Source organism: Paenibacillus sp. Y568, from assembly GCF_059445545.1.
The window spans coordinates 60128-86538 of record NZ_JCAIUM010000003.1; the positions used below are offsets into that span (position 1 = coordinate 60128).

Annotated in this window: 27 protein-coding genes and 1 pseudogene; 21 read left to right on the forward strand and 7 right to left on the reverse strand. The window is 40.0% G+C overall.

The features are described 5' to 3' along the window. The first annotated feature begins 140 nt into the window (after positions 1-140). The 6 genes from AC1D7X_RS05415 to ybiA all read left to right on the forward strand — a co-directional run bounded on the left by AC1D7X_RS05415 (position 141) and on the right by ybiA (position 4342). Positions 141-404 carry a ribonuclease E inhibitor RraB gene (locus AC1D7X_RS05415; RefSeq protein ID WP_495455774.1) on the forward strand — a complete coding sequence of 88 codons (264 nt, stop codon included), beginning with the start codon at positions 141-143 and terminating at the stop codon, positions 402-404. A 51-nt stretch (positions 405-455) separates the two neighbouring features. Then, positions 456-1277, forward strand: a complete 822-nt coding sequence (locus AC1D7X_RS05420) for a GNAT family N-acetyltransferase (protein ID WP_495455775.1) — start codon at positions 456-458, stop codon at positions 1275-1277. Between the two features lie 81 nt (positions 1278-1358). Beyond that, a complete protein-coding gene (locus AC1D7X_RS05425) occupies positions 1359-1760 on the forward strand; it encodes an RDD family protein (protein WP_495455776.1) in 402 nt (133 codons plus the stop codon). Between the two features lie 109 nt (positions 1761-1869). Continuing rightward, positions 1870-2688: a DUF2935 domain-containing protein gene (locus tag AC1D7X_RS05430; RefSeq protein ID WP_495455777.1), complete on the forward strand. Its 819-nt coding sequence runs from the start codon at positions 1870-1872 to the stop codon at positions 2686-2688. Positions 2689-2884: 196 nt separating this feature from the next. Then, entirely contained in the window at positions 2885-3775 is an 891-nt protein-coding gene (locus tag AC1D7X_RS05435) for an NUDIX hydrolase (protein ID WP_495455778.1), read from the forward strand. Continuing rightward, positions 3776-4342, forward strand: coding sequence for a riboflavin biosynthesis intermediates N-glycosidase (gene ybiA, locus AC1D7X_RS05440; protein WP_495455779.1), 567 nt, complete (start codon positions 3776-3778; stop codon positions 4340-4342). It abuts the gene before it with no gap. A 571-nt stretch (positions 4343-4913) separates the two neighbouring features. Here ybiA and AC1D7X_RS05445 read toward each other — a convergent pair. Next, a complete protein-coding gene (locus tag AC1D7X_RS05445; RefSeq protein ID WP_495474813.1) occupies positions 4914-5849 on the reverse strand; it encodes an aldo/keto reductase in 936 nt (311 codons plus the stop codon). A 225-nt stretch (positions 5850-6074) separates the two neighbouring features. Between AC1D7X_RS05445 and AC1D7X_RS05450 the strand changes: the two genes are divergently transcribed. The 4 genes from AC1D7X_RS05450 (at position 6075) to AC1D7X_RS05465 (ending at position 9387) form a co-directional block, all read left to right on the forward strand. Then, positions 6075-6770, forward strand: a complete 696-nt coding sequence (locus AC1D7X_RS05450; protein ID WP_495455781.1) for a response regulator transcription factor — start codon at positions 6075-6077, stop codon at positions 6768-6770. Further along, entirely contained in the window at positions 6763-7848 is a 1086-nt protein-coding gene (locus AC1D7X_RS05455) for a sensor histidine kinase (RefSeq protein ID WP_495455782.1), read from the forward strand. The genes AC1D7X_RS05450 and AC1D7X_RS05455 overlap by 8 nt, the downstream gene beginning before the upstream one ends. Positions 7849-7945: 97 nt before the next feature. Beyond that, on the forward strand, positions 7946-8830 hold the full coding sequence (locus AC1D7X_RS05460) for a M15 family metallopeptidase (protein ID WP_495455783.1): 885 nt from the start codon (positions 7946-7948) through the stop codon (positions 8828-8830). A gap of 32 nt (positions 8831-8862) precedes the next feature. Continuing rightward, a complete protein-coding gene (locus AC1D7X_RS05465; protein ID WP_495455784.1) occupies positions 8863-9387 on the forward strand; it encodes a VanZ family protein in 525 nt (174 codons plus the stop codon). Between the two features lie 69 nt (positions 9388-9456). On the opposite strand, the gene AC1D7X_RS05470 is transcribed toward AC1D7X_RS05465, so the two are convergent. Then, positions 9457-10572 (reverse strand): GNAT family N-acetyltransferase, encoded by a 1116-nt coding sequence (locus AC1D7X_RS05470; protein WP_495455785.1) that lies wholly within the window; start codon positions 10570-10572, stop codon positions 9457-9459. Between the two features lie 387 nt (positions 10573-10959). Between AC1D7X_RS05470 and AC1D7X_RS05475 the strand changes: the two genes are divergently transcribed. From AC1D7X_RS05475 to AC1D7X_RS05510, 8 genes and pseudogenes are all read left to right on the forward strand, one after another. After that, complete coding sequence (locus tag AC1D7X_RS05475; RefSeq protein ID WP_495474814.1) at positions 10960-12417, forward strand: ATP-binding protein; 1458 nt, start codon at positions 10960-10962, stop codon at positions 12415-12417. A gap of 79 nt (positions 12418-12496) precedes the next feature. Beyond that, complete coding sequence (locus tag AC1D7X_RS05480) at positions 12497-13114, forward strand: alpha/beta hydrolase (protein WP_495455787.1); 618 nt, start codon at positions 12497-12499, stop codon at positions 13112-13114. Positions 13115-13131: 17 nt separating this feature from the next. After that, positions 13132-13287: an NUDIX domain-containing protein gene (locus AC1D7X_RS05485; RefSeq protein WP_495455788.1), complete on the forward strand. Its 156-nt coding sequence runs from the start codon at positions 13132-13134 to the stop codon at positions 13285-13287. A 67-nt stretch (positions 13288-13354) separates the two neighbouring features. Then, entirely contained in the window at positions 13355-13912 is a 558-nt protein-coding gene (locus AC1D7X_RS05490; protein WP_495455789.1) for a hypothetical protein, read from the forward strand. Continuing rightward, positions 13909-14238: pseudogene (locus tag AC1D7X_RS05495) on the forward strand (hypothetical protein). The gene AC1D7X_RS05490 and the pseudogene AC1D7X_RS05495 overlap by 4 nt, the downstream one beginning before the upstream one ends. 236 nt (positions 14239-14474) lie before the next feature. Then, on the forward strand, positions 14475-17222 hold the full coding sequence (locus tag AC1D7X_RS05500) for a GH36-type glycosyl hydrolase domain-containing protein (RefSeq protein ID WP_495474815.1): 2748 nt from the start codon (positions 14475-14477) through the stop codon (positions 17220-17222). Between the two features lie 36 nt (positions 17223-17258). Beyond that, positions 17259-18170 carry a hypothetical protein gene (locus AC1D7X_RS05505; protein WP_495455791.1) on the forward strand — a complete coding sequence of 304 codons (912 nt, stop codon included), beginning with the start codon at positions 17259-17261 and terminating at the stop codon, positions 18168-18170. Positions 18171-18333: 163 nt separating this feature from the next. Then, positions 18334-19362, forward strand: coding sequence for a LacI family DNA-binding transcriptional regulator (locus AC1D7X_RS05510; protein ID WP_495455792.1), 1029 nt, complete (start codon positions 18334-18336; stop codon positions 19360-19362). A gap of 55 nt (positions 19363-19417) precedes the next feature. On the opposite strand, the gene AC1D7X_RS05515 is transcribed toward AC1D7X_RS05510, so the two are convergent. The 5 genes from AC1D7X_RS05515 to AC1D7X_RS05535 are packed head-to-tail and all read right to left on the reverse strand — an operon-like array spanning position 19418 to position 22955. After that, positions 19418-20716: a DUF6080 domain-containing protein gene (locus AC1D7X_RS05515; RefSeq protein WP_495474816.1), complete on the reverse strand. Its 1299-nt coding sequence runs from the start codon at positions 20714-20716 to the stop codon at positions 19418-19420. 34 nt (positions 20717-20750) lie between these two features. Further along, positions 20751-21068, reverse strand: coding sequence for an EamA family transporter (locus AC1D7X_RS05520; RefSeq protein WP_495455794.1), 318 nt, complete (start codon positions 21066-21068; stop codon positions 20751-20753). Beyond that, positions 21058-21387 (reverse strand): EamA family transporter, encoded by a 330-nt coding sequence (locus tag AC1D7X_RS05525; RefSeq protein WP_495455795.1) that lies wholly within the window; start codon positions 21385-21387, stop codon positions 21058-21060. Before AC1D7X_RS05525 ends, AC1D7X_RS05520 begins: the two co-directional genes overlap by 11 nt. Continuing rightward, the gene (locus AC1D7X_RS05530) at positions 21375-22007 is read right to left on the reverse strand and encodes an HAD family hydrolase (protein ID WP_495455796.1); all 633 of its coding nucleotides are present in this window, start codon (positions 22005-22007) and stop codon (positions 21375-21377) included. Before AC1D7X_RS05530 ends, AC1D7X_RS05525 begins: the two co-directional genes overlap by 13 nt. Positions 22008-22037: 30 nt before the next feature. Continuing rightward, entirely contained in the window at positions 22038-22955 is a 918-nt protein-coding gene (locus AC1D7X_RS05535; protein WP_495474817.1) for a decaprenyl-phosphate phosphoribosyltransferase, read from the reverse strand. Between the two features lie 148 nt (positions 22956-23103). On the opposite strand from AC1D7X_RS05535, the gene AC1D7X_RS05540 reads away from it, so the two are divergent. From AC1D7X_RS05540 to AC1D7X_RS05550, 3 genes are all read left to right on the forward strand, one after another. Beyond that, the gene (locus AC1D7X_RS05540; RefSeq protein ID WP_495474818.1) at positions 23104-23724 is read left to right on the forward strand and encodes a hypothetical protein; all 621 of its coding nucleotides are present in this window, start codon (positions 23104-23106) and stop codon (positions 23722-23724) included. A gap of 194 nt (positions 23725-23918) precedes the next feature. Continuing rightward, positions 23919-24938: a LacI family DNA-binding transcriptional regulator gene (locus AC1D7X_RS05545; RefSeq protein ID WP_495474819.1), complete on the forward strand. Its 1020-nt coding sequence runs from the start codon at positions 23919-23921 to the stop codon at positions 24936-24938. Positions 24939-25024: 86 nt separating this feature from the next. Beyond that, on the forward strand, positions 25025-26365 hold the full coding sequence (locus tag AC1D7X_RS05550) for a glycoside hydrolase family 30 protein (protein ID WP_495474820.1): 1341 nt from the start codon (positions 25025-25027) through the stop codon (positions 26363-26365). The last annotated feature ends 46 nt before the right edge of the window (positions 26366-26411 follow it).

Sequence of the window (26411 nt, forward strand, 5' to 3'; positions counted from 1 at the left end):
GGACGGCCATCCCTACATGGATGGTCATTTTTGTTCAGATCATTCGAAGGGAGTTAATTATGATGATGAAATTAAAATACATATGTTCATTATATTTATTAGTAGTCGTGCTAACAGGGTGTAGTCAGGAGCCCGCAAACATGAGTAAAGAACAGATAACAATCGAACAATATTTTTATTCTGAAAGTGAAGAGAACTTAAAGAGATTATCTGAGAAACTTCAAGATGAGGGATACGGAATCCATAATTTTAATTCGTATGAATTAGAAGGTCGAATTGAATGGCATTTCTATTCCAGTAAAGATATCCATCTAAATGAAATAGCTAACGAAGATTCGAAAAGTGAAACATATGCATATGAATATAATGTTGAATATGATGGAAATGGAATTCCATTGGAATGATATAAATCAATAATCTATGGGATACTGGTTCCATGCTGAGGAGGGTTAATCATGATCACAGAGCTAAATAAGCAAGACTTTTCTACGATAAGTCATATTACTGATCTATGTAATAATATTGAAGTAAGGGCTATTGTGAGTGGGAATAATCCGGGATGGGTCTTTGTAGATCATCCAATAGAACCTACAGCTGCTTTAGTGTGGATACAGGGTCAGAAAGGGTTTCACATGGTTGGTGATGTGCAAAGTGAATCTTTTCGGACAGGGTTGGAATCCTATATAACTCAACATATTGAACCCAGGCTAAGGAAAATGAATGTGAACTGGGTCGAAATCAGCGGGGAGACGAAACCATGGGATGAGAGGATTCAGGAGATATTCCATACCCGTAACATGTCTAGCGAGATGCAATATGTATTTAGCCTAAGGGAAAATAAAGATATAGACAGTAGTGAGGTCAGAGAAGAACAGGTATTGATTCGAAGAATGGATAGAAATCTATTGGATTCGAATAAATTAGATAACCAGTCAATATTAGAAGAGAAGATTCTGGATTTTTGGGATTCCATAGACGAGTTCTTAGAACAGGGGTTTGGCTATATTGCGGTGGATAACAATAACGTGGTGAGCTCATGTTTCTCGGCATTTGTAGCTGACCAGACACATGCTATCGATATTGAGACATTAGAAGGATATAAAAGAAAACATTATGGCACAGCAGTAGCTAGAGCATTTATGGATGAATGTAAGCTAAAAGGAATCTATCCTTATTGGGATTGTTCTCCGGACAATACGGGTTCTATCCGCATTGCTACGAGTATAGGATTGTCACCTTACTTTGAATATAGAATATTTTGGTATAAGTTTAAGTGATTTCTATTATACGTATATAACGTGTAGTGTGTATGTGTCACTCGATCTTGTTAATATAAATACAGCTAAGAGGGATGGGCTATGAAACAGGAGGCAGGATTCTGGATTAGGTTGGGGGCTTCATTGTTGGATGTACTAATTGTAGGAATCCCGTTAGGTATCATAGCAATGATATTAACAGCTGGTGATGATACTTCAAATTTATTCACAAAAACAATCTCGTTCTTGTATACATTATTACTACCTATATTCTGGAACGGACAGACGATTGGGAAACGTATCTGTGGAATAAGCATAAGAAGCGTGGATGATCATTCAGGACCAGGTCTCGGGACGATGCTTCTACGTGATGTTGTAGCTGGAGTTGTGTACGGATTGACCCTCGGAATAGGCTTTCTTGTGAGTGTCTGCATGGTTATTTTTAGAGAAGATAAGCGCTCTCTCCATGATTTTATTGCGGGAACGGAAGTCATTCATGATTAAATAGAGGCTTCTACTGTCGTGTTGCCTTCAAACATACAGGAGTTCTGACATTAGCCCAAGCTCATTCCGCATATGGTTTAATAAGCAATAATGTGTAGGAGGGGAAAGAATGTCAGACCCATTTGTCGCTCAGTCTTTAGATGAAGTTAGCTTTTGGTCCAGAATAATGAAGGAACATTCATTTTTTTTGGGCTTGGGTTTTCGGTGTGAGGATACCGTGCTTAAAAAAGAAGCAGATCATTTTTATCGTGTCTTTGAAGATATTGAAAGGCGTATTCACAGTTTTACCCTTGATGTTGATCCTAATACGATTAAACAATTTAATACAGAGGTACATTCTGCGGTGTGTCACATTTGGGTATTTAAAAGGAAAGTACTTGGCTTAATACTTAGTTGTAAACTGCCTGGTCAGACCAATTTCCCACTTCTGGTCGATCATGTGAGTAGGGAAGCCAATTACTTTCGGAATCGATTAGAAGAGCTAAATCGAGGTCAGTTAGAACCATTATATGATGCAATTATTGATGAAAATGTATTCTTTTTAAGAATTATGGGCGAACATGCTCAGTTTATTGGACATTTATTAGATCCGTCAGAACGCAAGCTTGCTGAGCAAGCCCGAGAATTTAGTAACGATTTTGATCAGTTGTTAGTTCAAGCTAGGGATGTCGAATCGATGAGACCTCAATCTCAAACCGTTCCATTATTAAATCAGTTCCTGGATCAAAATAGAGTGTCTGTAAAATCGCTGCGAGATTTCAAGAAAACAGCCCGCGATCTCATAGATCAATGTAAAATTAAAAGTATTATTCATCCCTTGCTTGCGGATCATGTGTTCCGTGAGGCAGAAAGATTCCTGGAGATTATTGATATGTTTGAGAATTCCCTCAAAGGAAAAGGAAGAACGAATGAGATTATTCATCATTAAGACTCTATAACCATTGTGTCAGTGAGATCGTTTCATCTCGAATGTTTGTTTATAACAAACATCCGAAATGAAACGATCTATTTTATTTATATTTTCATGAGAAGAACAAATGCCACTTGATAAATGAAGTAAATGCTGTTATCGTACTTATTAACTAGTTGATATTATCAAAAAGATAATAAGTAAGGAGCTTATCATGGAACCGGTAAATAAAGAGGGGTTAACTGAAGCGGAATTTCTGTTGCAATACAATGCGGGAGATTATGAACGTCCATCCATTGCGACGGACATGGTGGTGTTTACCGTTTCAAGTGAAGATAAAGATAATTATCGGAAGTTACCTGAGAAGAGTCTAAAGATTCTCATGATTAAGCGTGGGGAGCATCCTTTCCTTGGACAATGGGCATTGGCAGGGGGATTTGTGAGACCTCACGAAACAACGGAACAAACGGCACAACGTGAACTCGCAGAAGAGACAGGTGTTACAGACGTATATTTAGAACAGCTGTATACGTTCAGCGATCCTAGTCGTGATCCTAGAACTTGGGTAGTCTCCTGTTCTTATTTAGCTCTTGTGGATAGTGATAAGCTCTCGATTCAAGCGGGTGATGATGCATCGGATGTAGCATGGTTTCATGTGGAATATAAGCTTTTGCGAGAAGTAAAGGATATTCTATCAGCAGGAAGTATAAAACAATCCACTTGGCAATTAACCCTTTCATGCGACGACGCAATTCTTGAAGAGGAAATTACATGCACGACAACCGCTACGGAATATACAGTTACGAAGGAGTATAACGTGATTTCTTCGAATCATATTGCTTTTGACCATGCCAAAATCATTGCTTTTGCAATCGAAAGACTTCGAGGAAAGGTTGAATATACGAATATTGCATTTAATTTAATGCCTAGGTTATTTACCCTAACTGAGATTCAAACCGTATATGAAGTCATATTGGATAAAGAGTTGTTGAAGGCTAACTTTAGAAGAAAGACCGCTGATCTTGTGATTGAGACTGATCAATTTACTCAACATGCAGGACATCGACCTTCGCGATTATTTAGACGGAATTTGGAGGGAATCTAAATGTATTTATTAAATGAATTAATACAAGATTATAAAAAGGGGAAAAAACTAACGTATTTATTCTTCTGGGGACATCAAAAATCTGCAGATGGAAGTATAACAGCAAGTTGCTTTAGCCAGTGGTGGAAAATCAAATTTAATATCGATGGAATCACATACAACAGTGCAGAACAATATATGATGGCTGAAAAGGCAAGGTTGTTTCAGGATGACGAAATATTACAACAAATATTAGCTTCAAACGATCCTAAACAAGCAAAAGCATTGGGGAGAAAGGTCAGAAGATTTGACCAGAATATCTGGGAACAAAGCTGTTATGACATTGTGGTACGTGGCAATTTTGCGAAATTCACTCAAAACAGTAAGCTTGCGAGCTTCTTAATACTTACGCAGAATCAGGTATTAGTTGAAGCGAGTCCCGTCGATAAAATATGGGGAATTGGCATGGCTAAAGACCATCCTGCGATCGAGAATCCAATGGGTTGGAAGGGTCAGAATCTATTAGGATTTGCATTGATGGAAGTAAGGCAACAGCTGACAGACGCAGAGAACAAAGGATCACTATAGTAACATAGGTTAGAAAGCTACAAGGAGATGAGAAAGAATGAATCGAGATGAACGAAAAAGAGCCGTAGAACAGACAGTAGAATACATAAAACAAGGATATTATGTTATGAATGGGAATAAGATTGATATTAAAAAACTGCATCAAACATCGGTATAAGGTAGTATTTTAGTAACTCCGAATTAGAGTAATGAGTGGTTAAACAGGTTCATATTCCTCAAAGTTATACAAAGGCGTAGCTAAGTATAGTAAATGAAATCTTAGCTCTCTTTGCTGCTAAAGGAGACAAGAACATTATTTAGGCGCTTTCAGGTGCGGTGTATTTAAGAATAGCGCAGATACCGTAGTAAATTATTGGCACGAGTTATTATACGATGAGAAATATGTGAGTTTATTCGACCATATTATTTTTGCTATATTGGATCGTTCTAGAGATCAGGAAACGATGAAGGAATTTGTGCAACGATTAGGATAAAAGATCTAGAAATCGCCCCTTGAAATGGTGGATAGTACTTCCACATCCCAAGGGGCGATTTCTTTGTGTCTTTTTATACATAAAGGGGTTGGATCCGTTTAAGCCTTAAATATCTGATTGATATGCTCAATTTCTGTCGAGGTCAATTGCACATCCAAAGTCTTCAAGTTGTTAAGTACTTGATCTGGTTTTTTGGCGCCAGGGATTAAGGCATCGATCGAATCTTGGGTGAGATACCATGCGAGTACAATATGGGCAATTTCGGCGTCTTTGCTATTAGCAATCTCACGTAGAAGTTCAACCTTCTGAAGATTCTGGATGAATGCATCTCCTTGAAAAAGGGGATTCCTAGCTCGACCGTCCTCAAACGTTGTATCTTTGGTATATTTGCCACCGAGTAATCCTGCAGCTAGCGGGAAATAGGGAACAAACGAGATCCCATGCTCCTTGGTGTAAGGTAATAGATCTTGTTCAGCACTACGTTTGAAGAGATTATATTCAGACTGTAGTACATCCACGCATCCGTCCCGATTCGCTTCTTGTAGTTGTTCAATAGAGAAGTTAGATACGCCAATCGCTCGAATGGTGCCTTCCTTTTTCAAACGTTGAAGGGCATCAACCGCTTCATCCTTCGGTGTACGTTCATCAGGAAAGTGGATATAGAACAGATCGATGTAGTCTGTTTTTAAACGTTTCAAGCTATCCTCCACGGATTGCTTCAGGAAGGAAGGAGAGTTGTCCACAACCATTGTATTATCTACGAATTTATGGGCACCTTTTGTAGCAATAATAGTATCTTGTCTGCGTCCTGTTTCTTTGAGAACCTCACCAATGAGTTGTTCAGAACGTTCCGGCCCATAGATATAAGCTGTATCTAGAAAATTAACCCCTTGTTTCAGAGCAGTCCGGATCACGTCTTTGCCAGTCTCTTCATTCAGGTTCGGGTAAATATTGTGTCCACCCACGGCATTCGTACCTAATCCAATGGGATTGACTAGTAAATCGGTTTTTCCTAGACGCGTAAGTTCAGTCATTCATCTCCAACTCCTTAAAAATAGTTATGTGTACCGAATAATCAATTCTTGGAAACCCTCTTACCATTAGTTACCTCCTATTATAGCGTAAGCCCATAGAGAACTGCCAATTTCAAGAAATTTACAGCATGAATAACCGACAAAGGCTACAATGGAAGACAGTACATGCAACAACATTATGATAGGATATAGATATAGTTACTTCTATAGAGGAGCACGATCTGAATGAAACGAATTACAATTTTAATAGCAGATGATGAGGCTGAGATTGCAGATCTCATTGCGTTGCATTTAGAAAAAGAGGGCTATCATATTATTAAAGTATCTGACGGGAGAGAAGCTGTTCATACGATTCAATCGTATTCGATTGATTTAGCCATTCTAGATATTATGATGCCAGAACTAGATGGTTATGAAGTGACTCGTCAGATTCGAGAAAAGTATCATATGCCTATTATCTTTTTGAGTGCTAAAACATCTGATTTGGATAAGATTACAGGCCTCGTTATGGGAGCCGATGATTATATGACCAAGCCGTTTAATCCTATGGAATTGGTTGCTAGAGTTAATGCGCAGTTACGACGATCTATGCAGTTGAATTCATCAACAACAGGGGAACATTCTGTACTAGAAGCGGGTGGATTAACCATTGATTCTGAACAACGAACCGTTATCTTATATGGAGAGAGCATCGTTTTAACACCGAAGGAATTTGATATTCTATATCTACTAGCAAGACATCCAAGGAAAGTGTTCAGCGCCGAGAATATATTTCAACAGGTGTGGGGCGAAGAGTATTTTGAAAGTGGGAACACCGTCATGGTCCATATTCGAACCCTAAGAAAGAAACTTGGTGAGGATAAGAGTAAGAACAAATGGATCAAGACCATCTGGGGGGTAGGATACACATTCCATGGCTAACATGATACGAAGCTTTCGATCTAAAATGATCGTGTTATTAGGTTTGAGTATGCTGTTCTCAGGGGTCATCACGTATATTATCTATAAAGCTCTTCAACTGTATTATGTGAAGGTTCGGGCGGAAGACCCATTAGCTCAACTTCGTAAAATTATTAATAATTTTGGGGATCTTAATTTCTTTTTAATACTTTTCATTCCACTTGCCATTTTGTTTTTCTTTCTTCTCACGAAGCCCTATGCCACTTACTTCAAGGAGATCTCTTCGGGAATCCATTGTCTTGCGAATGGTGACTTCAACCATCATGTTCATATATCATCTAATGATGAGTTCAGGGATATTGCGGAAGATATTAATCTAGCGAGCGAGAAACTCCAAGAGGCGGTCATAAGAGGGGATTTCGCAGAGAGTAGTAAGGACCAGCTGGTCTTGAATTTAGCACATGATTTGCGCACACCACTGACCTCCGTTCTAGGTTATTTAGATTTAATTCTTCAGGATGATCAATTAACTGCAGAACAGACTAAACATTATACGACGATTGCTTTCACCAAATCTCAACGATTAGAGAAGCTTATCGATGGACTATTTGAGATTACTAGGATGAACTACGGCATGATTACGATTGATAAACAATCTATCGATCTAAGTGAGCTACTTAATCAATTAAACGAAGAGTTATATCCTATCTTTGAGAAGAACAATCTTGTTGCTAGACTAGATATAACTCCGAATGTCACGATTTCAGCGGATGGCGAGTTATTGGCACGGGTATTTGAGAATCTTCTAACCAATGCCACTCGTTATGGTAGAGACGGACATTATATTGATATTAACTGCCACTTTGATGCTGGTCATGTCGTGGTTCAAGTGATTAATTACGGAGATTGTATTCCGGAGAAGGATTTACCTCATATTTTCGATATGTTTTATACGGGAGACTCAGCTAGAACACACCAAGAAGGCGGTACGGGTCTGGGCTTACTTATTGCGAAGAATATCGTGGAGCAACATAACGGAACGATATCCGTCCAAAGTAGTGTGATCCGTACGATCTTTGAAGTGCGGTTACCTAAATGAGGGTATAAATTTAAGAAAAATTTTAGTTTTGGCCGACTTCTTTTTAAACAATCTCCTCTATTCTTAAGAAAGTGAAAGGTTAAGGAGGGAATTGTGAATGAAGAAGTGGGTTTTTTGGCTATTTATTATTATCTTGCTATTTGGATTTGAAGCCATGAGAGATGAGCCAGAAGTTACAAACGAGGATTTACATAGCGACGATTATCAAGTTGCAGAGGTAGGATTACAAGGTAAAGATCAGATGGATCAGAGTGATCATACCGTTGAAGTAGGAAGCGAACAGATTTATCAAGGAGATCTCCTATTAGTGAATAAGGAGTATCCTGTACATCCAGTGGGTGTAACATCCGATGTGGTCAAGCTATTTCAGAACAAGGAGCTTGTACAAGGATATGGATTGTTGGATAGTTCGATCCAATTATCACAGGGTGTTGCTCAGCAATTCAGAACGATGATCCAGGCAGCGAAGAAAGATGGTGTTCGCCATTTTTTGATAAGCAGTGGTTATCGAAGTGAGGATGATCAGAATCGGCTATATGAGGAAAAGGGCGCGGATTATGCCTTACCAGCAGGTTATAGCGAACATAACTTAGGATTATCTCTTGATATTGGGTCTTCTGAAAAGGCGATGGAGCAAGCGGATGAAGGAAAGTGGCTGAAGAAGAATGCCTCTAAGTATGGATTTATTTTGAGATATCCCAAGGACAAATCAGACATTACAGGTATTCAATATGAGCCGTGGCATTATCGTTATGTTGGATTGCCGCACAGTGTCATTATGCAGGAGAAGAATCTTACGTTGGAACAATATTTAGATTTCCTCAAAGCGCAGAAGACCTATACAACGACTATCAATCATAAAGAATACGAAATCTCTTATTACCCTATTGTCAAAAATACGATGATTCTCGTGCCAAAAGATCGTCACTATGAAGTGTCTGGTAACAATATGGATGGTGTCATTATGACTTTGCATCCGTAAATACATAATATTTAAGAAGGTGAGGATGCGGTATGAAACTAACCAAATTTATGAATGGTATTATCGTGCCGATACTGTTCGCCGTATATATATATCTATTAATTAAGGTCATTTTATTTAAATTCGGAACAATGAATGTGAGCTTTCTTGGGCATCAACTCCAGAAGAATGTAGTGGATCCAAAGAATATGATAGAACGACTACGATCAGGTAATTTGAGCCCGTTTCAGGAGATATCTAGAAACATTCAGAGTTCAACGAGCCTTGATTTTATCAACTTGGTTGGAAATATAGCGTTATTTATACCATTTGGCATATTTCTTCTACTCATGTCGCGTAATAAGCAAATATCATTTATAAGCGTATTTATTCTATCTTTTGGCTTAAGTTTAAGCTTGGAATGCGCACAGGTTATTTTTTCGATCGGAACTTTTGATGTGGATGATCTCATCCTAAATGTATCTGGGGCAATGTTAGGCTTCGTTATTTTTAAGGTGTTCATGTTGTGTATAGGGAATAAATCGAAGGTGACTCAAGATAGTAAACCTAAGGCATAAGATTAGAATAGAACAACTCGGTACCGTCTTAATTACGATGGCACCGAGTTTTTTGTGTATTAAGTTCTTCTAGATGAAATATAACCCATACAAATAAGGCAGGGCGAGAGTTGGGATCTTGTTATCGTCTGGTTGTTCAATAGAAGAGTGGGGATCGAATAAGAGTGAACATAGCTCTGCGTTTCCACCAATAATGGAAGATTTCTGTGGTGTATGTAACTTATAGCGACCATCAGGGAGTCCTGAGATGGATAGTTGATTGGAATCAGAACCTTTATATCCTGCTTGAGTAATCAAGGCATCTCCATCGATAACAAGAACAGTACCCGCATTATCTTGTAACTCTACGGGAACATCGGCAGCTTGTAGACGATTCGCCAGTTCTACATCTTGCCACGGTATGATCACGGACAACGATTGGAGTTCAAATTGACGGATGGAGTGCAAGAGAAGCTCGATCACTGCAGCATCATTGCCAGCATATTCAATCAGCATCCCAGCCCCCTCACAAGATTGGTTCCTCGGTACAGCAACTATAGCTACAGCAACGATCTCCTGTGCTTCTGTTCTTGCTACGAAGATATGCTGGTCCATCTTATGAATATTAGCCATCGGACTTGCACCGATGAATTGACCAAGGTCAGTAATACTCCATTGAATGGTAGCAGATTGTTGCATCATCAAGTCATGAACGGCAAACAGATCCTTTGTTTCCATTTCAGATATTGTCCACGGTGAGGGTTGAATTTCAAGTCGTTCTGCGACATGGGAGTCGATAATATACTTTCCAGCTTTACCAAATGCCACACTACCTGCACGGGTATATAAAGAACGATCTCCAGATATAAACATCAACGAAGCACCAGCTTCTTTGGCATGTTGTTGGCAAAGGGTGAATAACTTTCCTGCAATTCTCTGTCCTCGATACGCCGGATCAGTACATACTGCACCGATTGAATAGGCATTTAGTAACGCATCACCCGATCGAACGATGAAGGGAACCATCCCGATGAAGGATACGAGCTTACCTTGATCATTAAAGGCCGCATACGATTGACTCATACCTGGTTGAAAAATAGTAGGAAATGAGTGCTCCATATAACGCTCCCCGTTTTCACAAAATACGTCTTCTGCTAATAGCGCTGCCTCTGTAAGTTCTGTTTCTTTAATGAGTCTAAATTCCATGTGAAATCCTCCTGATCCAATTAAATGTATCCTATACCTTTTGTGGAACCCGATATGACTCTAGTATAGTGCTTAATTCGTATTTTGGGTATGACAGCAGATAGATAATCGGGGAGTCTAATATCCCTATGAATTTTAGTTATAGTAGAATATACATAAATAAGAGGTTATTTGATATAAAAGATGGAATATGAATGAATAGTTAATATAATTCAATTATTTATATATAAAACAAAAAAAGGATATAATAACTACTTTTGGAGGATGTGATTTTTCCTGCTCAATTTCATCAAGCTCCTGTGTGTTCCATTGATTTCATCATTCGTTATTATATCCACTGTACTTCTCGACAAACCCACAAATATTATGGTTATGATACCTATAGCGATGTTGTTAATCTTAAGTGTAGCTTTGGACCGTAGATTCACTTGGTTGAAATATATTCAATTTATTTTCTTAGGTGCATTTCATTATTCGAGTCAATTAAATTGGTGTATGTTATTGTATTATATTATTATTTCTACCACGACAGAGCATAAGACAAGGTTGAGAGATGCGATCCCAATCTCCCTACTGTTCATCCTTCAGTATACACTCATACGGTTCACCTACTTACCTATGACAACTTATAATATGCTAGTTTCTGTTCTTGATGTGATGTCTGCGATTATCGTCGTTCTAATATTCCAAATTGGGTTACGCATTCAATTGGAGAAAAAAGAATTGGCGAAACAAAATGATTATCTGGCAAACTACGATCAGTTAACCGGGTTCTATAATTATCTTGGATATGTCAAAAAGGTCCAATCTCATATTGATATGAATAAAGAATTCTTGTTTGTATTGTTTGATATTAATAATTTCAAATCTATAAATGCCACGAGCAATATTCCTGGTAAGGACATCTTATATGACTTCTCTCGTACTTTACTGGAACGGTTTCCGCATCACTTGGCTGCAAGTCGATATGCGGGAGACCGCTTCTCACTTCTTCTATCATCCACAGAGGAAATGGAAGATCTATATATCTTCGAGAAATCAGACTTCCAGGTAACTGTAAGCATCACTCGTTCACCGCAGGAAGGTGTTGACTTTCTACAGTTAATGCAAATAGGTGAAGAGCGAATCTTTCAAATGAGAAGGGAGTATTGGCTCAATAGACAGGAAGAACAATTGCGTTCAGATAAAATGAAGATGGTCGGAGAATTAGCAGCGGGTATGGCACATGAAATACGTAATCCATTAACAGCTATTCAGGGATTTATTCAATTATCCAAAAAAAGGGGATATAATATTGAGCCCTGGTATGATGTGATTATGGGTGAAATTTCAAGGGTTGGTGATCTTACTGTAGAATTCTTGCAATTCTCGAAGACGCGTGCGAGTCACATGCAGGTTGAGAAGATAGCCCCTTGTATGGCGAGAGTGTATTCACTATGTGAATCCGAGGCAGCATCATGTGGGCACACAATTGAAATGGATGTGACGGATCGAAGTATCATGGTGTTGATGGATTCAGATAAGATCATTCAAGTATTAATTAATCTTATTCGTAATGGATTCCAAGCGATGGAACAATCGGGTCATGTGTATTTTCAACTCAGCAGAGAAGGAGCGATGGCGGTAATCAAGGTTCGCGATCATGGGAAGGGAATTCCAGCAAGTGAAATGAACAAGATATTTGATCCATTTTATACAACGAAAGAAGAAGGAACTGGATTAGGACTGTCGTTATGTCAAAAAATCATCACAGATCATGAGGGTTACATTAAAGTGGAAAGTGAAGTTGGCTCGGGTACGCTGTTCACCGTTAGGCTCCCCATACATATTGAAGATAGTACCTGATATCGTAGAAAAGAGGGTTTGAAATATGAGGAGTATTATTATATGGTCTCAGCAGTCTACTAATTTTGGAGGTGTTTAGATGAATAGAAGTTACTTATCATTTCCTTCTTTGTGGGGGAGAGAAGTTAAACATCGGTATATATCGAATGGTTCGTCTTCACTAGTTGTTATTTTTCCGGGTAAGAATTATCCGTGCCAGTTACCAGTACTGTATTACGCGAGCCAAAGTGCTATTGAGAACAACCATGATGTATTACAATTGGAGTATGGTTACCAAAGTGCGAGAGTAGAATTGGAATTTGATGATATACATGTACTTGTGGAGGAGTGCACGCAAGCCATTCATCAAATCATGGAAAAGTATGAAAGCTTGATATTTGTTAGTAAAAGCTTAGGAACGATTGTAGCGGGTCAAGTGGCTGAAGCAATAGAGGATAAAGACATAAGACACATGTATTTAACACCAGTAGATCGAACTGTTCCCTATATTCAAAGCTCCAGAGGTATGGTCATCTACGGGACAAATGATTCACAATTCAATAACAAGAGTACGCAAGCAATAGAATATCTGAATGACATGGAAGTTTATCCTATTCAAGATGCAACACATTCGTTAGAAGTAGAGACGATAAGTGATTCTCTAGTCATTATGAATGAGATCGTGACCATATATCAGACTTTTTTTAAGAGCATATGAGATAAAGGGTGATCACGATGAATAAATATACTCATTTAGGGGTCTACGGTGTTCTTATGAAGAACAATCAAATATTACTTATCAAGAAATCTAGAGGGCCTCATAAAGGGAAATGGGATTTACCAGGTGGTACCATAGAGTGGGAGTATTGTTATAGCGACAATGGAAGTTGATCATAAACAGCATATAACAACTGTTTGTCTCAACTTCCATTGATGTAAGGGGGCTGTGAACTAGAGGATGATTAGAAGACCTAAACATCGTGCGTTGACCATATGCATATTGTTAGCGATAATCCTAAGCGCTGCTTTTGTCTATGCCAACATCTATAGTAAGACGCTCATCATATCCCAGTCTTATTCAGGCATAAGCTATGCGGAGAACAGCGAACATGACATCAACATCTCATTTAATATTACGTTGGAAAAAAGATTGTTTTATGATGACTTAATCGACGGAACGATAGGTTTAAATGGCAAGACGTATGAGATTTCTAACCATAATGCCTTTTTTACGGGTGTAGGGTTAGGCGAACATCATTATGATTCAGGCATAAGACCCTTATTAACACGACTAAAAGATCGAATCAACCATACACCCTATAATGTGGAGCGTATCGTTATTCATCTAGAGGGACCGAATCACAGCAAAATTTATCAGGTTACACTCCATGTGACAAGAGACTTTGAAGCGATTGCTGGAACAGTCCTTGAAGATAGTGGAAAATCTAATTTCGCTGCACCAGCTCAGAGTATGGACGATGTAAGGAAAGTAGAATCCGTCATATTTAACCCATAACTGTAACTATAAATGAGAAGGCTCGTGATTGGTATTGTGATGTTCTGGGTTTAGCGAACGATGGGGACATCTTATCTGAGCACTTGTATGTAGTACCGATGATTGGTACTGGGGTTATATTGGATAGTAAGTCTTTCAGAAGATAAGGTGTTTAGAGGCTAATCACAGAGATTGAGCATGATCTTTGGTTTAATTTTAAAGACCCTGATGGGACTGTGCACGAGTATGACTATAGAAACGGATACCGTCCTTATAAGGATGGTATCCGTTTCTATTTGGTGAGGCGATATGCAGTCACTTCGTGCTTGCTTCATCGTAATACATGAGTGATTCCTCAGGGTTGAGTCTGTTGAATGTGCTATATATAAATGTTTCGTAAACTTTCGTTTCTGACAACAACGAATAACAACTGTTAAATCGGGCATTTACAAAGGTAATTTAATGAGTAATAATAATCGTATCGAAACACTTTCGAATATTATTTGTTTAGTTTTCGTAAAATACGAAAGTTTTTTTGAGAGTCCTAAAGAATGAATCATGATGAAATTAGGAGGATGAGAAGATGAAACAGAAGAATAACGGATGGAGGTACATGGGGGATAAGGGGCATTTCATGCTGGAAAACCCGGATCATACGAGCTATTTGTATTTTCCCCTTGTGAACGAAGAAGGGATGATGTCAACGATTACGCCTTCCCTACATGGACAGGTAACAAGTGGACACAACACGTTCTTGATGGCTCCTATATCAGTAGAAGACCTACATAATTCGAAAGCTTCCCGAAACTTCTGGGTTCATATTAAGGGGAAAGGGGTGTGGTCGGCGGCGGGTAATTCACCTCAACAGAATGCACAGCGCTTCACAGATGGAGAAGATCGAACTTCACTTGAGGCTGGATTTCTGTGGCACAAGGTTACTAGAGAGAATGCTACACTAGGCATCACAGCAGAAGTAACTGTCTTCGTACCTGTGACGGATGATAAAGTTGAATTGATGAGAGTTACATTAACCAATAGTGGCGAGGATTCGCTTACACTCACGCCTACAGGGGTGATCCCGATGTTTGCACGTTCTGCTGATGACCTTCGGGATCACCGACATGTCACTTCATTGCTACATCGTATCTATACTTCTGATCACGGTATTGAGGTACAGCCAGCACTTTCCTTTGATGAAAGAGGTCATCGAATCAATAAGACATCGTATGGTGTACTAGGAGCGGATCATGAAGGCAATGTACCCACAGGCTTCTTCCCTATCACAGAGTCCTTTATTGGAGAAGGAGGCAGCCTAGAGTGGCCCGAAGCTATTGTGCGGAACTCCCCACCTGAAGCTGCTGCAGGGGAAATATTCGAAGGCTATGAATCCGTTGCTGCACTGCGTTTTGGTGACGTAATTCTTCAGCCTGGAGAATCCACATCCTACGTTTTGGCTCTTATTATCGATGAAGATCGGATCAATACGGAACGTTATGCAACGGAATACTTATGCGCAGGTCGATTTGAGTATCTGTTAGAGCAGAATGAAGCGTACTGGAGAAGTAAGTTGGATGTACTGGATTTCCGTTCAGCTGATACAGACTTTGACCAGTGGATGACATGGGTTACGTTACAGCCGGTACTAAGACGTATGTATGGAAACTCTTTTCTCCCTTATCATGACTATGGCCGTGGAGGCCGCGGTTGGCGAGATTTGTGGCAGGACTGCTTGGCATTAATGGTGATGGAGCCCCACGAAGTTCGGGAGTTGTTGTTCAATAACTTTGCAGGTGTAAGGATCGATGGAAGTAATGCGACGATTATTGGTTCGAAGCCGGGTGAATTCATCGCTGACCGCAACAATATTCCGCGCGTATGGATGGATCATGGGGCTTGGCCCTTCCTGACCACACTTTTATATATCCATCAAAGCGGAGATTTGGAGTTCCTACTGCAAGAGCAAGTTTATTTTAAAGACAATTTCATCAAGCGTTGTAAGGAAAGAGACACGGCATGGAATCCGATAGACGGAAGTCTTCTTGAGACACAAGAAGGAACGACCTATACAGGAAGTATTCTAGAGCATATTATTCTGCAAAATATCGTGCCATTCTTTAACGTAGGAGAACACAATAATTGCCGACTGGAAGGCGCGGATTGGAACGATGGATTAGATATGGGGACCAGCCGAGGCGAAAGTGTGGCCTTCACTGCTTTTTATGCAAGCAATTTGATGGAGATTAGCCAACTGCTCCTAACCCTCAAAGAGCGGATGAAGCAGGAGACCATCGAGATGAATGAGGAAATGCTTATCTTATTTGATTCCCTAACGAACCCACTGGACTATGAAGATCCAGCGGCAAAGCAGGCTCTTCTAAATTCCTATGACGAGCGAGTGAGAACGACCGTTAGTGGTAAAAAGGTTGTTGCTAATGTGGAGGATATTGCAAGGGATCTCGTGCGAAAATCAGAGTGGATGATTCATCACTTGCACAAGAATGAGTGGATCAGCACGATAGAAGGTTACGAATGGTTTAATGGCTATTACAATAATGATGGTGAACAGGTCGAAGGAGATCATCCGAATGGCGTTCGAATGACTCTTACGGGGCAGGTATTCAGCATCATGGGCGGTATCGCAACAGATGAACAAGTCTCTAAAATCACCCATTCAGTAGACCATTATTTGAAGGACTCACGTATCGGGTATCGGCTGAACTCTAATTTCGGTGGCGTTCAACAGAACTTAGGAAGAGCTTTTGGGTTTGCGTTCGGGCACAAAGAGAATGGAGCCATGTTCAGTCATATGACGGTTATGTATGCCAATGCTCTATACAAACGTGGGTTTATTGTTGAGGGTCGTGAAGTGTTGGATTCGGTCTACAATCTGAGCAGTGATTTCGAAGATAGTCGGATGTATCCGGGTATACCAGAGTATATCAACGAGAAAGGCAGAGGGATGTATCCTTATTTAACAGGATCTGCAAGTTGGCTACTCTTGACCTTATTGACGGAAGTATATGGCGTTAGAGGGGAGTTCGGTGACCTCAGACTTGAACCGAAGCTCTTGAAGGATCAGTTCGATGCGGGAAATCAGGTATCGGTCAGAACGATGTTTGCGGATAGAATGCTACATATTGTGTACACGAACTCAGATCAATCTGATTATGGCGATTATGAGATTAAGACATTAGCTGTTAACGGAGAATCGGTAACGGTCCATCATGTTGACGGAGGTTGTCTACTACCAAGAGAACGAATTGAGGCGTTGTCTAGTGAAGGCGTGCATACTATTGAAGTAGTATTGGTCTCTAAGAAGCTGTTGTCCTAAACAGTAACTAATCATTGTCCGTTATCCAGGAGAAGGGTGATTCTGATTAAATATATTCTAGAGAATGATGTACTTGAAATAGAAGTCGCGAACATCGATGACTATCGCGGTTCCCGGTTCGACCGAACGGGTATGATTACGCAGGTACGGTTAAAGGACGGCAATCATACCTTTTGTACCACAGAATCACTACATCACGGGCAAGGTACAGGGGGTATAGGGATTTGTAGTGAATTTGGGTTATTCACGCCAATCGGTTACGATAGTGCAGGAATCGGAGAATGTTTCCCGAAATTGGGTGTAGGATTGCTGACCAAGCAAGATAAGACGCCCTACGATTTCAGGTTACCTTATTCGGTCATGCCCTACGATAGACAGGTAGTAACGGCAATGGAACGCGGGGTTATAGAATTCCACACGGCACCGTTGGTGTGTCAAGGGTTCGCTGCTAGCTTAAAGAAGCGAATCTCATTGAATGGCGGTGGCCTAACCATCAGATATGAACTCTTGAACACAGGGAATAAACGAATTGTTACAGAAGAGTATAGCCACAACTTCATGCGGATCGACGGACATCATTATGGACCTAATTATAGGTTGGCGTTCTCGGTTCCGATAGAGATAGAGAACATAGAGCCAGACTATACACCACAGGTTTTGCAGGTGACAAGCCATGAGGTTCGGATGAAGGATATTCCTAAGCAAGACGTTTATTTCAATCCGTCCGTTCCGACGATGGGTGGTAAGTTCTACTGGGAGTTGATCCACGAGCCCAGTCAAGTAGGTGTTAGGGAGACGTGTACGTTTCCAGTAGAGAAGTTAGCTATATGGGGAGCAGCCCATGTCGTATCACCCGAAGTATTTGCTACCATTGACATCAATCCAGGTGAATCTCAAACATGGCAAAGGACATTCGACTTTTATATAAATCCTTCTAAAGATAGCTAATTACGAAAGTTTTCGTAAGAATAAGTCGTTGAGCAGACATTATTAGGGTAATGATTTAATAGTAGGTATCATGAGGTGATTCACTTCAAATGCTATTATGATATAGTATTATGATTGCGATCTGTGAGGGCAGTATGAAATGAGGAGTGGAGGGGTGCAGCATATGAAAGTCACCATAAAGGCGATTGCCGAAAAGGCAGGAGTATCAATTTCCACTGTTTCGAAAATTCTAAATGATTACGAAGATGTTAGTGCACAGACCAAAGAGCGGGTTATGAAGATTATACAGGAGACAGGTTATAAGATGAAGCAAGAAACCAATATCTCCTTACCTGCGTCTAAGGGTACGAATCTAATTGGTGTATTGTTTGCAGGGAAACTGAATGTCGAACTGAATGATCATTTTTTTGTTGATGTCATTAACTCTTTTAAGAAAAAAATCGGATTTCTTGGGTATGATTTATTACTCTTTTCTAATGAAAAATTTCATGCTTCAGGCAAGGATTACCTAGAGCGGTGCAGATATTATCACGTGGATGGATGTTTGATTATCGCGGGAGACGATGTTGAACCTAGCATTACAGAGCTTGATCGGAGCAATATCCCTTGCATTGGTGTTGATATCACCATGTCTGGGCAAGCGTCAGGCTATATTATGTCCGATAACAGTAAAATTTCACAAAAAGTTGTCGAGCATTTCTACCTCCAAGGGTACAAAGAGGTTGCCTATATCGGAGGTGCTGAAGATAGCTACGTATCCCAGTTGCGTAAAGAATCGTTCCTTACAGCGCTTTCTAACTATGGATTAACGAGTGTCGATGAGTGGGTCATGGATAGTGCGGATTTCTTCGAGGATAGTGGTTACATAGCGATGCAGCATATGATTCATTCGGGTCGGATGCCTAGAGCTGTGTTTGCTGCTTCTGATCAACTGGCTTTCGGTGCGATTAAAGCGCTCAAAGAAAACAATTATCGGGTTCCAGAGGATGTCGCAGTCATTGGTTGTGATGATATTGATGCTTGTAGATATATGGATCCTCCACTTACAACCACGAAGCAAGATAAAGAGAAAATTGGTCGGCTTGCGGCCATGATGCTATATGATCTCATCCATAACCAACTATCTTCATCTTCCGTTCTGGTGGAGCCTGAGCTTGTCGTGAGACAAAGTTGTGGGGCTAATCCAGCATAACGAGAACGTGCAAAAAAAAGCACCCTTTAGGGTGCTTTTATCATTGAAACCAGACTTAATCTTTACTGACGGGATCCATATGAAGATAAGATTGCTCAACATAGTTCAAAGCATCGATATGTTTGATCACGTTATTCGTAAGAGTTGTAAGAACAAATACGAGAATGATGCCAACTAATATGTTCTTTATACGCTTATCTTTAATCTGCATGGTGTATTTAGCACTAAGTAGGAAAAAGGCAAATAGGTAATGACCTGCATACAAATATAAGTCATAGTTAAACGTTGCAAGCCCATAACCAACAACAATATGAAGTGCGAAAGCGAACAGAATGTACATTGCCAATACCCAGTTTTCTCGAGTCTTGACACCTTTAACGAATCCGAGGATAGCCAACACAATGATAGAAAAACCGATAATATGTACATAGAATGGATATGGACGAGCAAGATCTGTGACAAACGCCACAATACCTGGATCAACCAGCGTAATATCCGGTGTTAATATCGGACTAATGACTAGCATATAAATGGCCTTCCAGTGATGGCTGAATGAGAATGCAGACACATAGCTGAATCCACCGGCGTTAACCGTATGTAACCAATTGCTAATCCATGACTTACCATCGAACAAGATGTACTGCAACCAAGTAAATATACCGACAAGTAGGAGAAAGATGAGGAAGATACGTAGAAATTTCTTGAACGTATTCTTATTATTTCTGTCGATGATACTGATGAACAAAGAGCTCATAAAAGTTGCAATATTCGTAGATGTGATGCCGAAATTGAGTAGTGATAAGGTTGATAATGAAGCTACATTGGTTCTAGCTTGAACCCGACTGTATTGTAAATACAGAACGGACAGTATGATGAAGAACTGAGCATAGGCATAGGAATCGGGGATCAGAGCAGTAAATATACTATAAGAACTTATCCCGAAAAAGATTGCAAATAATAACGGAACCATATTACCCGTGTTTTTTGTCCGTAAATAATAAAATATCATGACGATGCTAGTTGCATTCACGGCGGATTGAAAGACTAAGTAAAATAGATGATGACCAAAAGCCTTCGAAATGAAGATAAATGATCCAGACACAAAACTCATGAAAGGATGAATAATCGTAGAATTACTGAAACCATAGTACATAGAGGGATCGAAATTAAAAAGATTGAGTGTAAAAGGCGCTTCATAAAAAGGGCTATGTGTGGAAAGAATATCTGAATTTTCTTTGATATACGTAATAAACGGATAATTCATCCCAAGAAAGAACAGGAGAAAGACAATAAACAAACCCAATGCTTTATAATTGTCTTTCTTGTTGTAGAACAAATAGTTCAGAAAGTTCATGACTATCCTCCATTCCATGTTATTGAAATAATGATTACAAGACTAATAGAATTAATCCCATGATGATCACGAAGACACCCAAGATTTTATGGATACCGATCCGCTCTTTAAATAGCCATTTGGCAAATATTAATGTCCAGATAAATGTCAGTGCATTGGCGGGAACAACAATCGTATAAGGGAGCTGACCCAACAGGTATATATTCAACAATGCTCCCATCCCGTAGAACATCATGCCACTCAATAGATACCATTTCTTCTTGTTCATCGCATAGGCTTTGAATAGAACACTCCCCAAGGAGCCAAATAACGTCATGATTAGGAGTAAAAAGAAAGATAGATTATCGTTCATAGGATGTTAATGTCACTCCTATGCCTAATAGAGCAATGGCTGCCCCTTTTTGTAAGGTGATCGCCTCACCAAGAAAGATGCTTCCATAGACCAAAGCAACAATATAGCTAATCGACATAAGTGGGTAAGCGACAGATAGCTTCTCTAGAGAGAAGGACTTTAACATGAATAAGGCTCCCACACCGTAACATACGAATCCAATACCCATATAGATAAGATTCACATGGCCCCATTTCCAGAATAGCTGCCCCGTCGCGGTTAGAAAGGCAGATAAGATCATGAATAACTTGCCGATATGGCGGTGATTTAGGATCTCCATCTGAGTTCCTCCATATCTGGATTACGCAGGTTAATCAAATATCTGTTTTTTACTAAGTTAAAGATAGGCATATCGCATAAGGAGTCAGAGTAAGCACGGGAATGTTCATAATCAATATGAAAGCCGACGGTTTGTAAATACGCATGAATACGTGCAACCTTTTCTTCACCTTTGCAGTTGTTACCTTGAATATGATTCGTATACTGACCATCCTGCCTCACAAGTTCAGTTCCAATGACTTCGTCTACGAACGGAAGTTTCTTCATATATTTCACGTAAGCATGGGGAGAAGCAGTCACGACGATATTGTGATACCCCTGTTGTTTATTTGACTGTAACTCGGATAACGCTTCTTGATAAAAATGGGGTGATAGCATCGTATTATAAAACTGTTCTAAATCGGACTCCTTCATATGACGAATGGCATAAAAGTACGATGACTTAACACGTTCCACCTGAATCAGCTTGAGCTTGTACAATACGGTATTCCAAAGGATTCGGATGAGATGGAAGATGGTCATCGGCTGTCTCTTGACGCGATACCACACGAACAGAAACATAGAGTCTTTACTAATGATAGTTTTATCGAAATCAAAGATAGCGATTTTCTTCTTCTGCATAATTATTTCCTCTATTTATCCTAATGATAGTTACTCGAAATACGCTAATATACACACTACACTCACGACATATAGAATAACGGTAATAAGAATATGCTTATCCTCAAATAATACTCGGTCAGGAGATCCTCCCTTATTCTCGATGTGAATGAGATATAGGTATCTAAACATGCCATAAATGACAAGCGGAATAGTCCACATGAGATGTACAGTACGTCCAGAAGTGAAAGTGAATAAAGAATAGCTGATGATCGTAGCTGTCGTTACAATCGTATTAAGCTGATCCAATAGGACAAAGGAGTACTTGTCTAATACTTTACGGTGCGAACCTTTGTCGTTCTCTAACAAGAATAATTCATGTCTACGTTTGCCTATGGCAAGAAATAAAGATAATAGCAGGGTACAGATTAGAAACCAAGGTGTAAGTGGCACCCGAATAACAAGTCCACCAGCGATGGCGCGTAATACGAATCCAGCTGCAATGATCATGATATCAATAATAACAACATGTTTAAGCGCGAAGGAATAAGACACATTGAGTACGAAATACACGATTAATAACACGGTAAAAAGAGGATTAAGCTGATAGGAAGCCAGTAGTGAAGTGATCAGCAGAACTCCGCCGAATATTAACGCCAGTTGAGGATGTAAAGCCCCAGAAGCCATTGGGCGATGTTGTTTCTCAGGGTGGTTACGATCTGCCTCACGGTCTACATAATCATTGAGAATATAGACGCACCCAGATACCAGACAAAAGAGTATAAATCCTAATATCGTATGTAACACCGTGTTAGCATTAATCATTTCGAAGGAAAAGAGAAGTGCTGCGAAAATCAAGAAGTTTTTGCTCCACTGTTTGGGTCTTAATTGAATAAATAGAAGCTCTATGACTCTATGTTTTTTTAAGCGAGCGGTTGGATTTGCTAAGTTGACCTTGGTAGATTGCATGGTTATCACCTCCTCAAGAAACATATAGATAATATAAGTCCTAAATTTTAACTTACCATTTACAATATCTAGAGTCAATAATTGTATTTCGTATAGACCCGCAACATTTCCCTGCTCATCCCGTCTGAAGTGACAGGAGGTGTTGTATGTGAAAAAAGCTACGGTACTCATCTTGTTGTCTATCTTCCTTGTATTGTTCATTAGCCCAACAACGACGAATGCGCTGTCTTGTGCTGAAATACCGACCGGTGAGCAGGGTTATGCGGAATATGATGGAGTAATAATCGGTCAGGTGGAAGATGTTGTTCGAGAGAAAGATAACAATGTCATCAAATTGAAGGTTATTAAGAGTTTCAAAAAAATTGACGTTGAACAGATATCCGTGAGAGAAAATATGACGTGGGGATCGCTGTGGGGCCCTAGTGAAGTTGGTAAGGAATATCTCTATTATCTAAAATTAGGCATTATGGGGTGGGAAAATCCACTATGTTCCCCAACGATGCATGTGGTGGATGCTACAGGGGAAATGGCTTTTTTGGAAGATAAAGAAGTTCCAATTAAAGGGGTCTCAGATCCATCAGAATCACCCTCTGAAACCAGCGAGGTTCCAAGGATAAGTGCTGATGATGAGACCAATCAGGTCATTAAGACTAACGAGTCCATACCTAAATCAACTTCTATGAATTGGATGGGGATCGTTGTGGTCGTTGTAGTCTTAGTGGTAGGAGTCTTGTTCGTTCTATGGCGTCTGTTGAGTGCAAGGAGATAGGCTCTTTCGTTTATAAGTGGGACGTTAAGAGGTTTGTATCCATAGTGAATAATAGAACAGTGAGATACGGTGGTGAATACTAGCACTAGTATAATGAAACCGCTTATTTTTAATTGACGTCTATAAACGAAACGATTAGAATGCAAGTTAAAGAACGCGCAATAGGCTATGTGCAACAGGAGTGAATTCGAAGAATGACCACCATTTATGATATTGCTAAGAAGACGGGTTATTCGCCCACCACAGTCTCCAAAGTATTCAATAACTACACGGATGTAAGAGCACAGACACGTCAGACCATTTTGCAAGCAGCCAAAGAAATGGGTTACTTGCCTAATGCGCATGCACGTACATTAACAACGAAGAAATCTTGGACCATTGGTGTATTATTTGTTGAATCCTCAGGCATTGGTATGCAGCATCCTTTCTTCAGTGCAGTCATCGAGAGCTTTAAACAAGTGGCCGTATCCAAAGGGTATGCATTGATGTTTATTTCTAAAGATGTAGGTGGCAAGCAAAGTGGGTATTTGGAGAATTGCAAAATTCGAGGTGTGGACGGAGTAGTCGTTATTTTATCGGATTATGAGGATCCTTATTTCAAAGAACTTCTAGATAGTGACATCCCGTGCGTCATTTTGGATTATGAAACTTCACAAGCGCATACCGTGTACTCAGATAACCTTGAAGGTAGCCTTCTAGCAGTGGAACATTTATATTCCCTAGGACACCGCAAGATAGCTCATATTTCTGGGGGGATGAATACATTTGCTGGCTCTAACCGCGTTCGTGGATATGAATTGGCAATGGCAAGTCTGGATCTAGAAAGACAAGAGTCGTATATCATCGATAGTGCTTATTATTCCATTGAGAGCGGATATACCGCGATGATGAAGCTCTTGAACCTAAAGGATCGGCCTACTGCCGTGTTTGTCGCAGGGGACCATTTAGCATTGGGGGCAATGAGGGCTGCTAAGGAGCGGGGACTCGAAATACCAGAAGATATGTCTATTGTAGGATTTGATAATATTGAGTTATCTCAATATATTACACCTGCTTTAACAACCATTGCACAAGATACAACGCTTATGGGAACTGAGGCTGCAGAGATGCTGATTCAATCTATTGACGACCCGTTGCACATTCTAGAAGCATTGGTGTTACCTGTAAAATTGATGGTTAGAGACTCATGTAGTTCTGTTACTATCGTAGAGTAAGACGAGAGAAAAGACTTATAAAGTTCTTTTTTTTATAAAGTTTCGAAACCGGTGTCGTATACTGTAAAATAAGGAGTTGTCCAAAAATGAAGTATATTAAAATGATCGTAACTGCTAAGGATTCAGGAGAACGTTTAAGTGAAAAAGAGGATCTTTCTTTACTCTCCCGTGCGCTTGGAGAAGTAGCAGATCTGGAGCTTGATCCAAGCATTACGTATCAAAGTATTGTGGGATTTGGAGGCGCATTCACGGAAGCTGCTGCGTATACCTTATCTCGCGTAAGCGATGAGAAACGAGCAGAGGTCATTCGTAGTTATTTCGATCCAATGGAGGGGTTGGGCTATTCCATAGGGAGAGTACATATTCATAGCTGTGATTTCGCCCTTGGTAACTATACCTATGTGGAAGATCACGATACAGAATTAGCAACCTTTGATATATCGCATGATCATCAATGGGTGTTACCACTCATTAAGGATGCCATGAAGGTGAAGGGTGGCGAGTTCACCATGCTGGCTTCTCCTTGGAGTCCTCCAGCTTGGATGAAAACGAACGGGGAAATGAATAACGGTGGCCAATTGAAACCAGAATACGCGGAAGTGTGGGCACGTTATTACACCAAATTCATTGAAGCTTATGGCAAGGAAGGTGTTCCAATCTGGGGGATTACTGTACAGAATGAGCCAGCTGCCGTACAAGTATGGGATTCCTGTATTTATAGTGCTGAAGAAGAACGTGATTTTATTAAGGATCACTTAGGTCCAATCATGCACCAAGAGGGTCATGAAGATGTAAAAATCCTGATCTGGGATCATAACCGTGACATCATCGTAGAGAGAGCAACTATTGTTCTATCTGATCCAGAAGCAGCTAAGTACGTGTGGGGGACAGGTGTGCACTGGTATGTAAGTGAAGAATTTGAGAAGGTGGGACAGGTGCATGAGTTGTTCCCGGATAAACATCTACTATTTACAGAAGGCTGCCAAGAGGGTGGCGTTAAATTGGGTGAGTGGTACACAGGTGAAAGGTACGGTAGGAATATGATTGGTGATTTGAACAACTGGATCGAGGGGTACTTGGATTGGAATATCGTACTGGACGAGACAGGTGGACCTAACCATGTAGGCAACTTTTGCGATGCCCCAATCATAGCAGATACGAAGACGGACACGATTCATTACAATAGCTCTTATTATTATATTGGACATTTCAGTAAGTATATCGCGCCAGGTGCCGTAAGGATTGGACAGAACTCCAAAGTAGACAGCTTACTTTCTACAGCGTTCTTAAATCCAGACAGTACGATCGTGGTAGTTGTTCAGAATGAGAGTGATGAGGTGCAAAAGGCAACGATGGGGCTAGGAGATCATATGTTAGCCGTTGAATTACAACCACATTCCATTGTTACATACATCATTTCTAAATAGATTGAACGAAAAGAATAATATAACTTTTGTTCATTCTATCTAAATA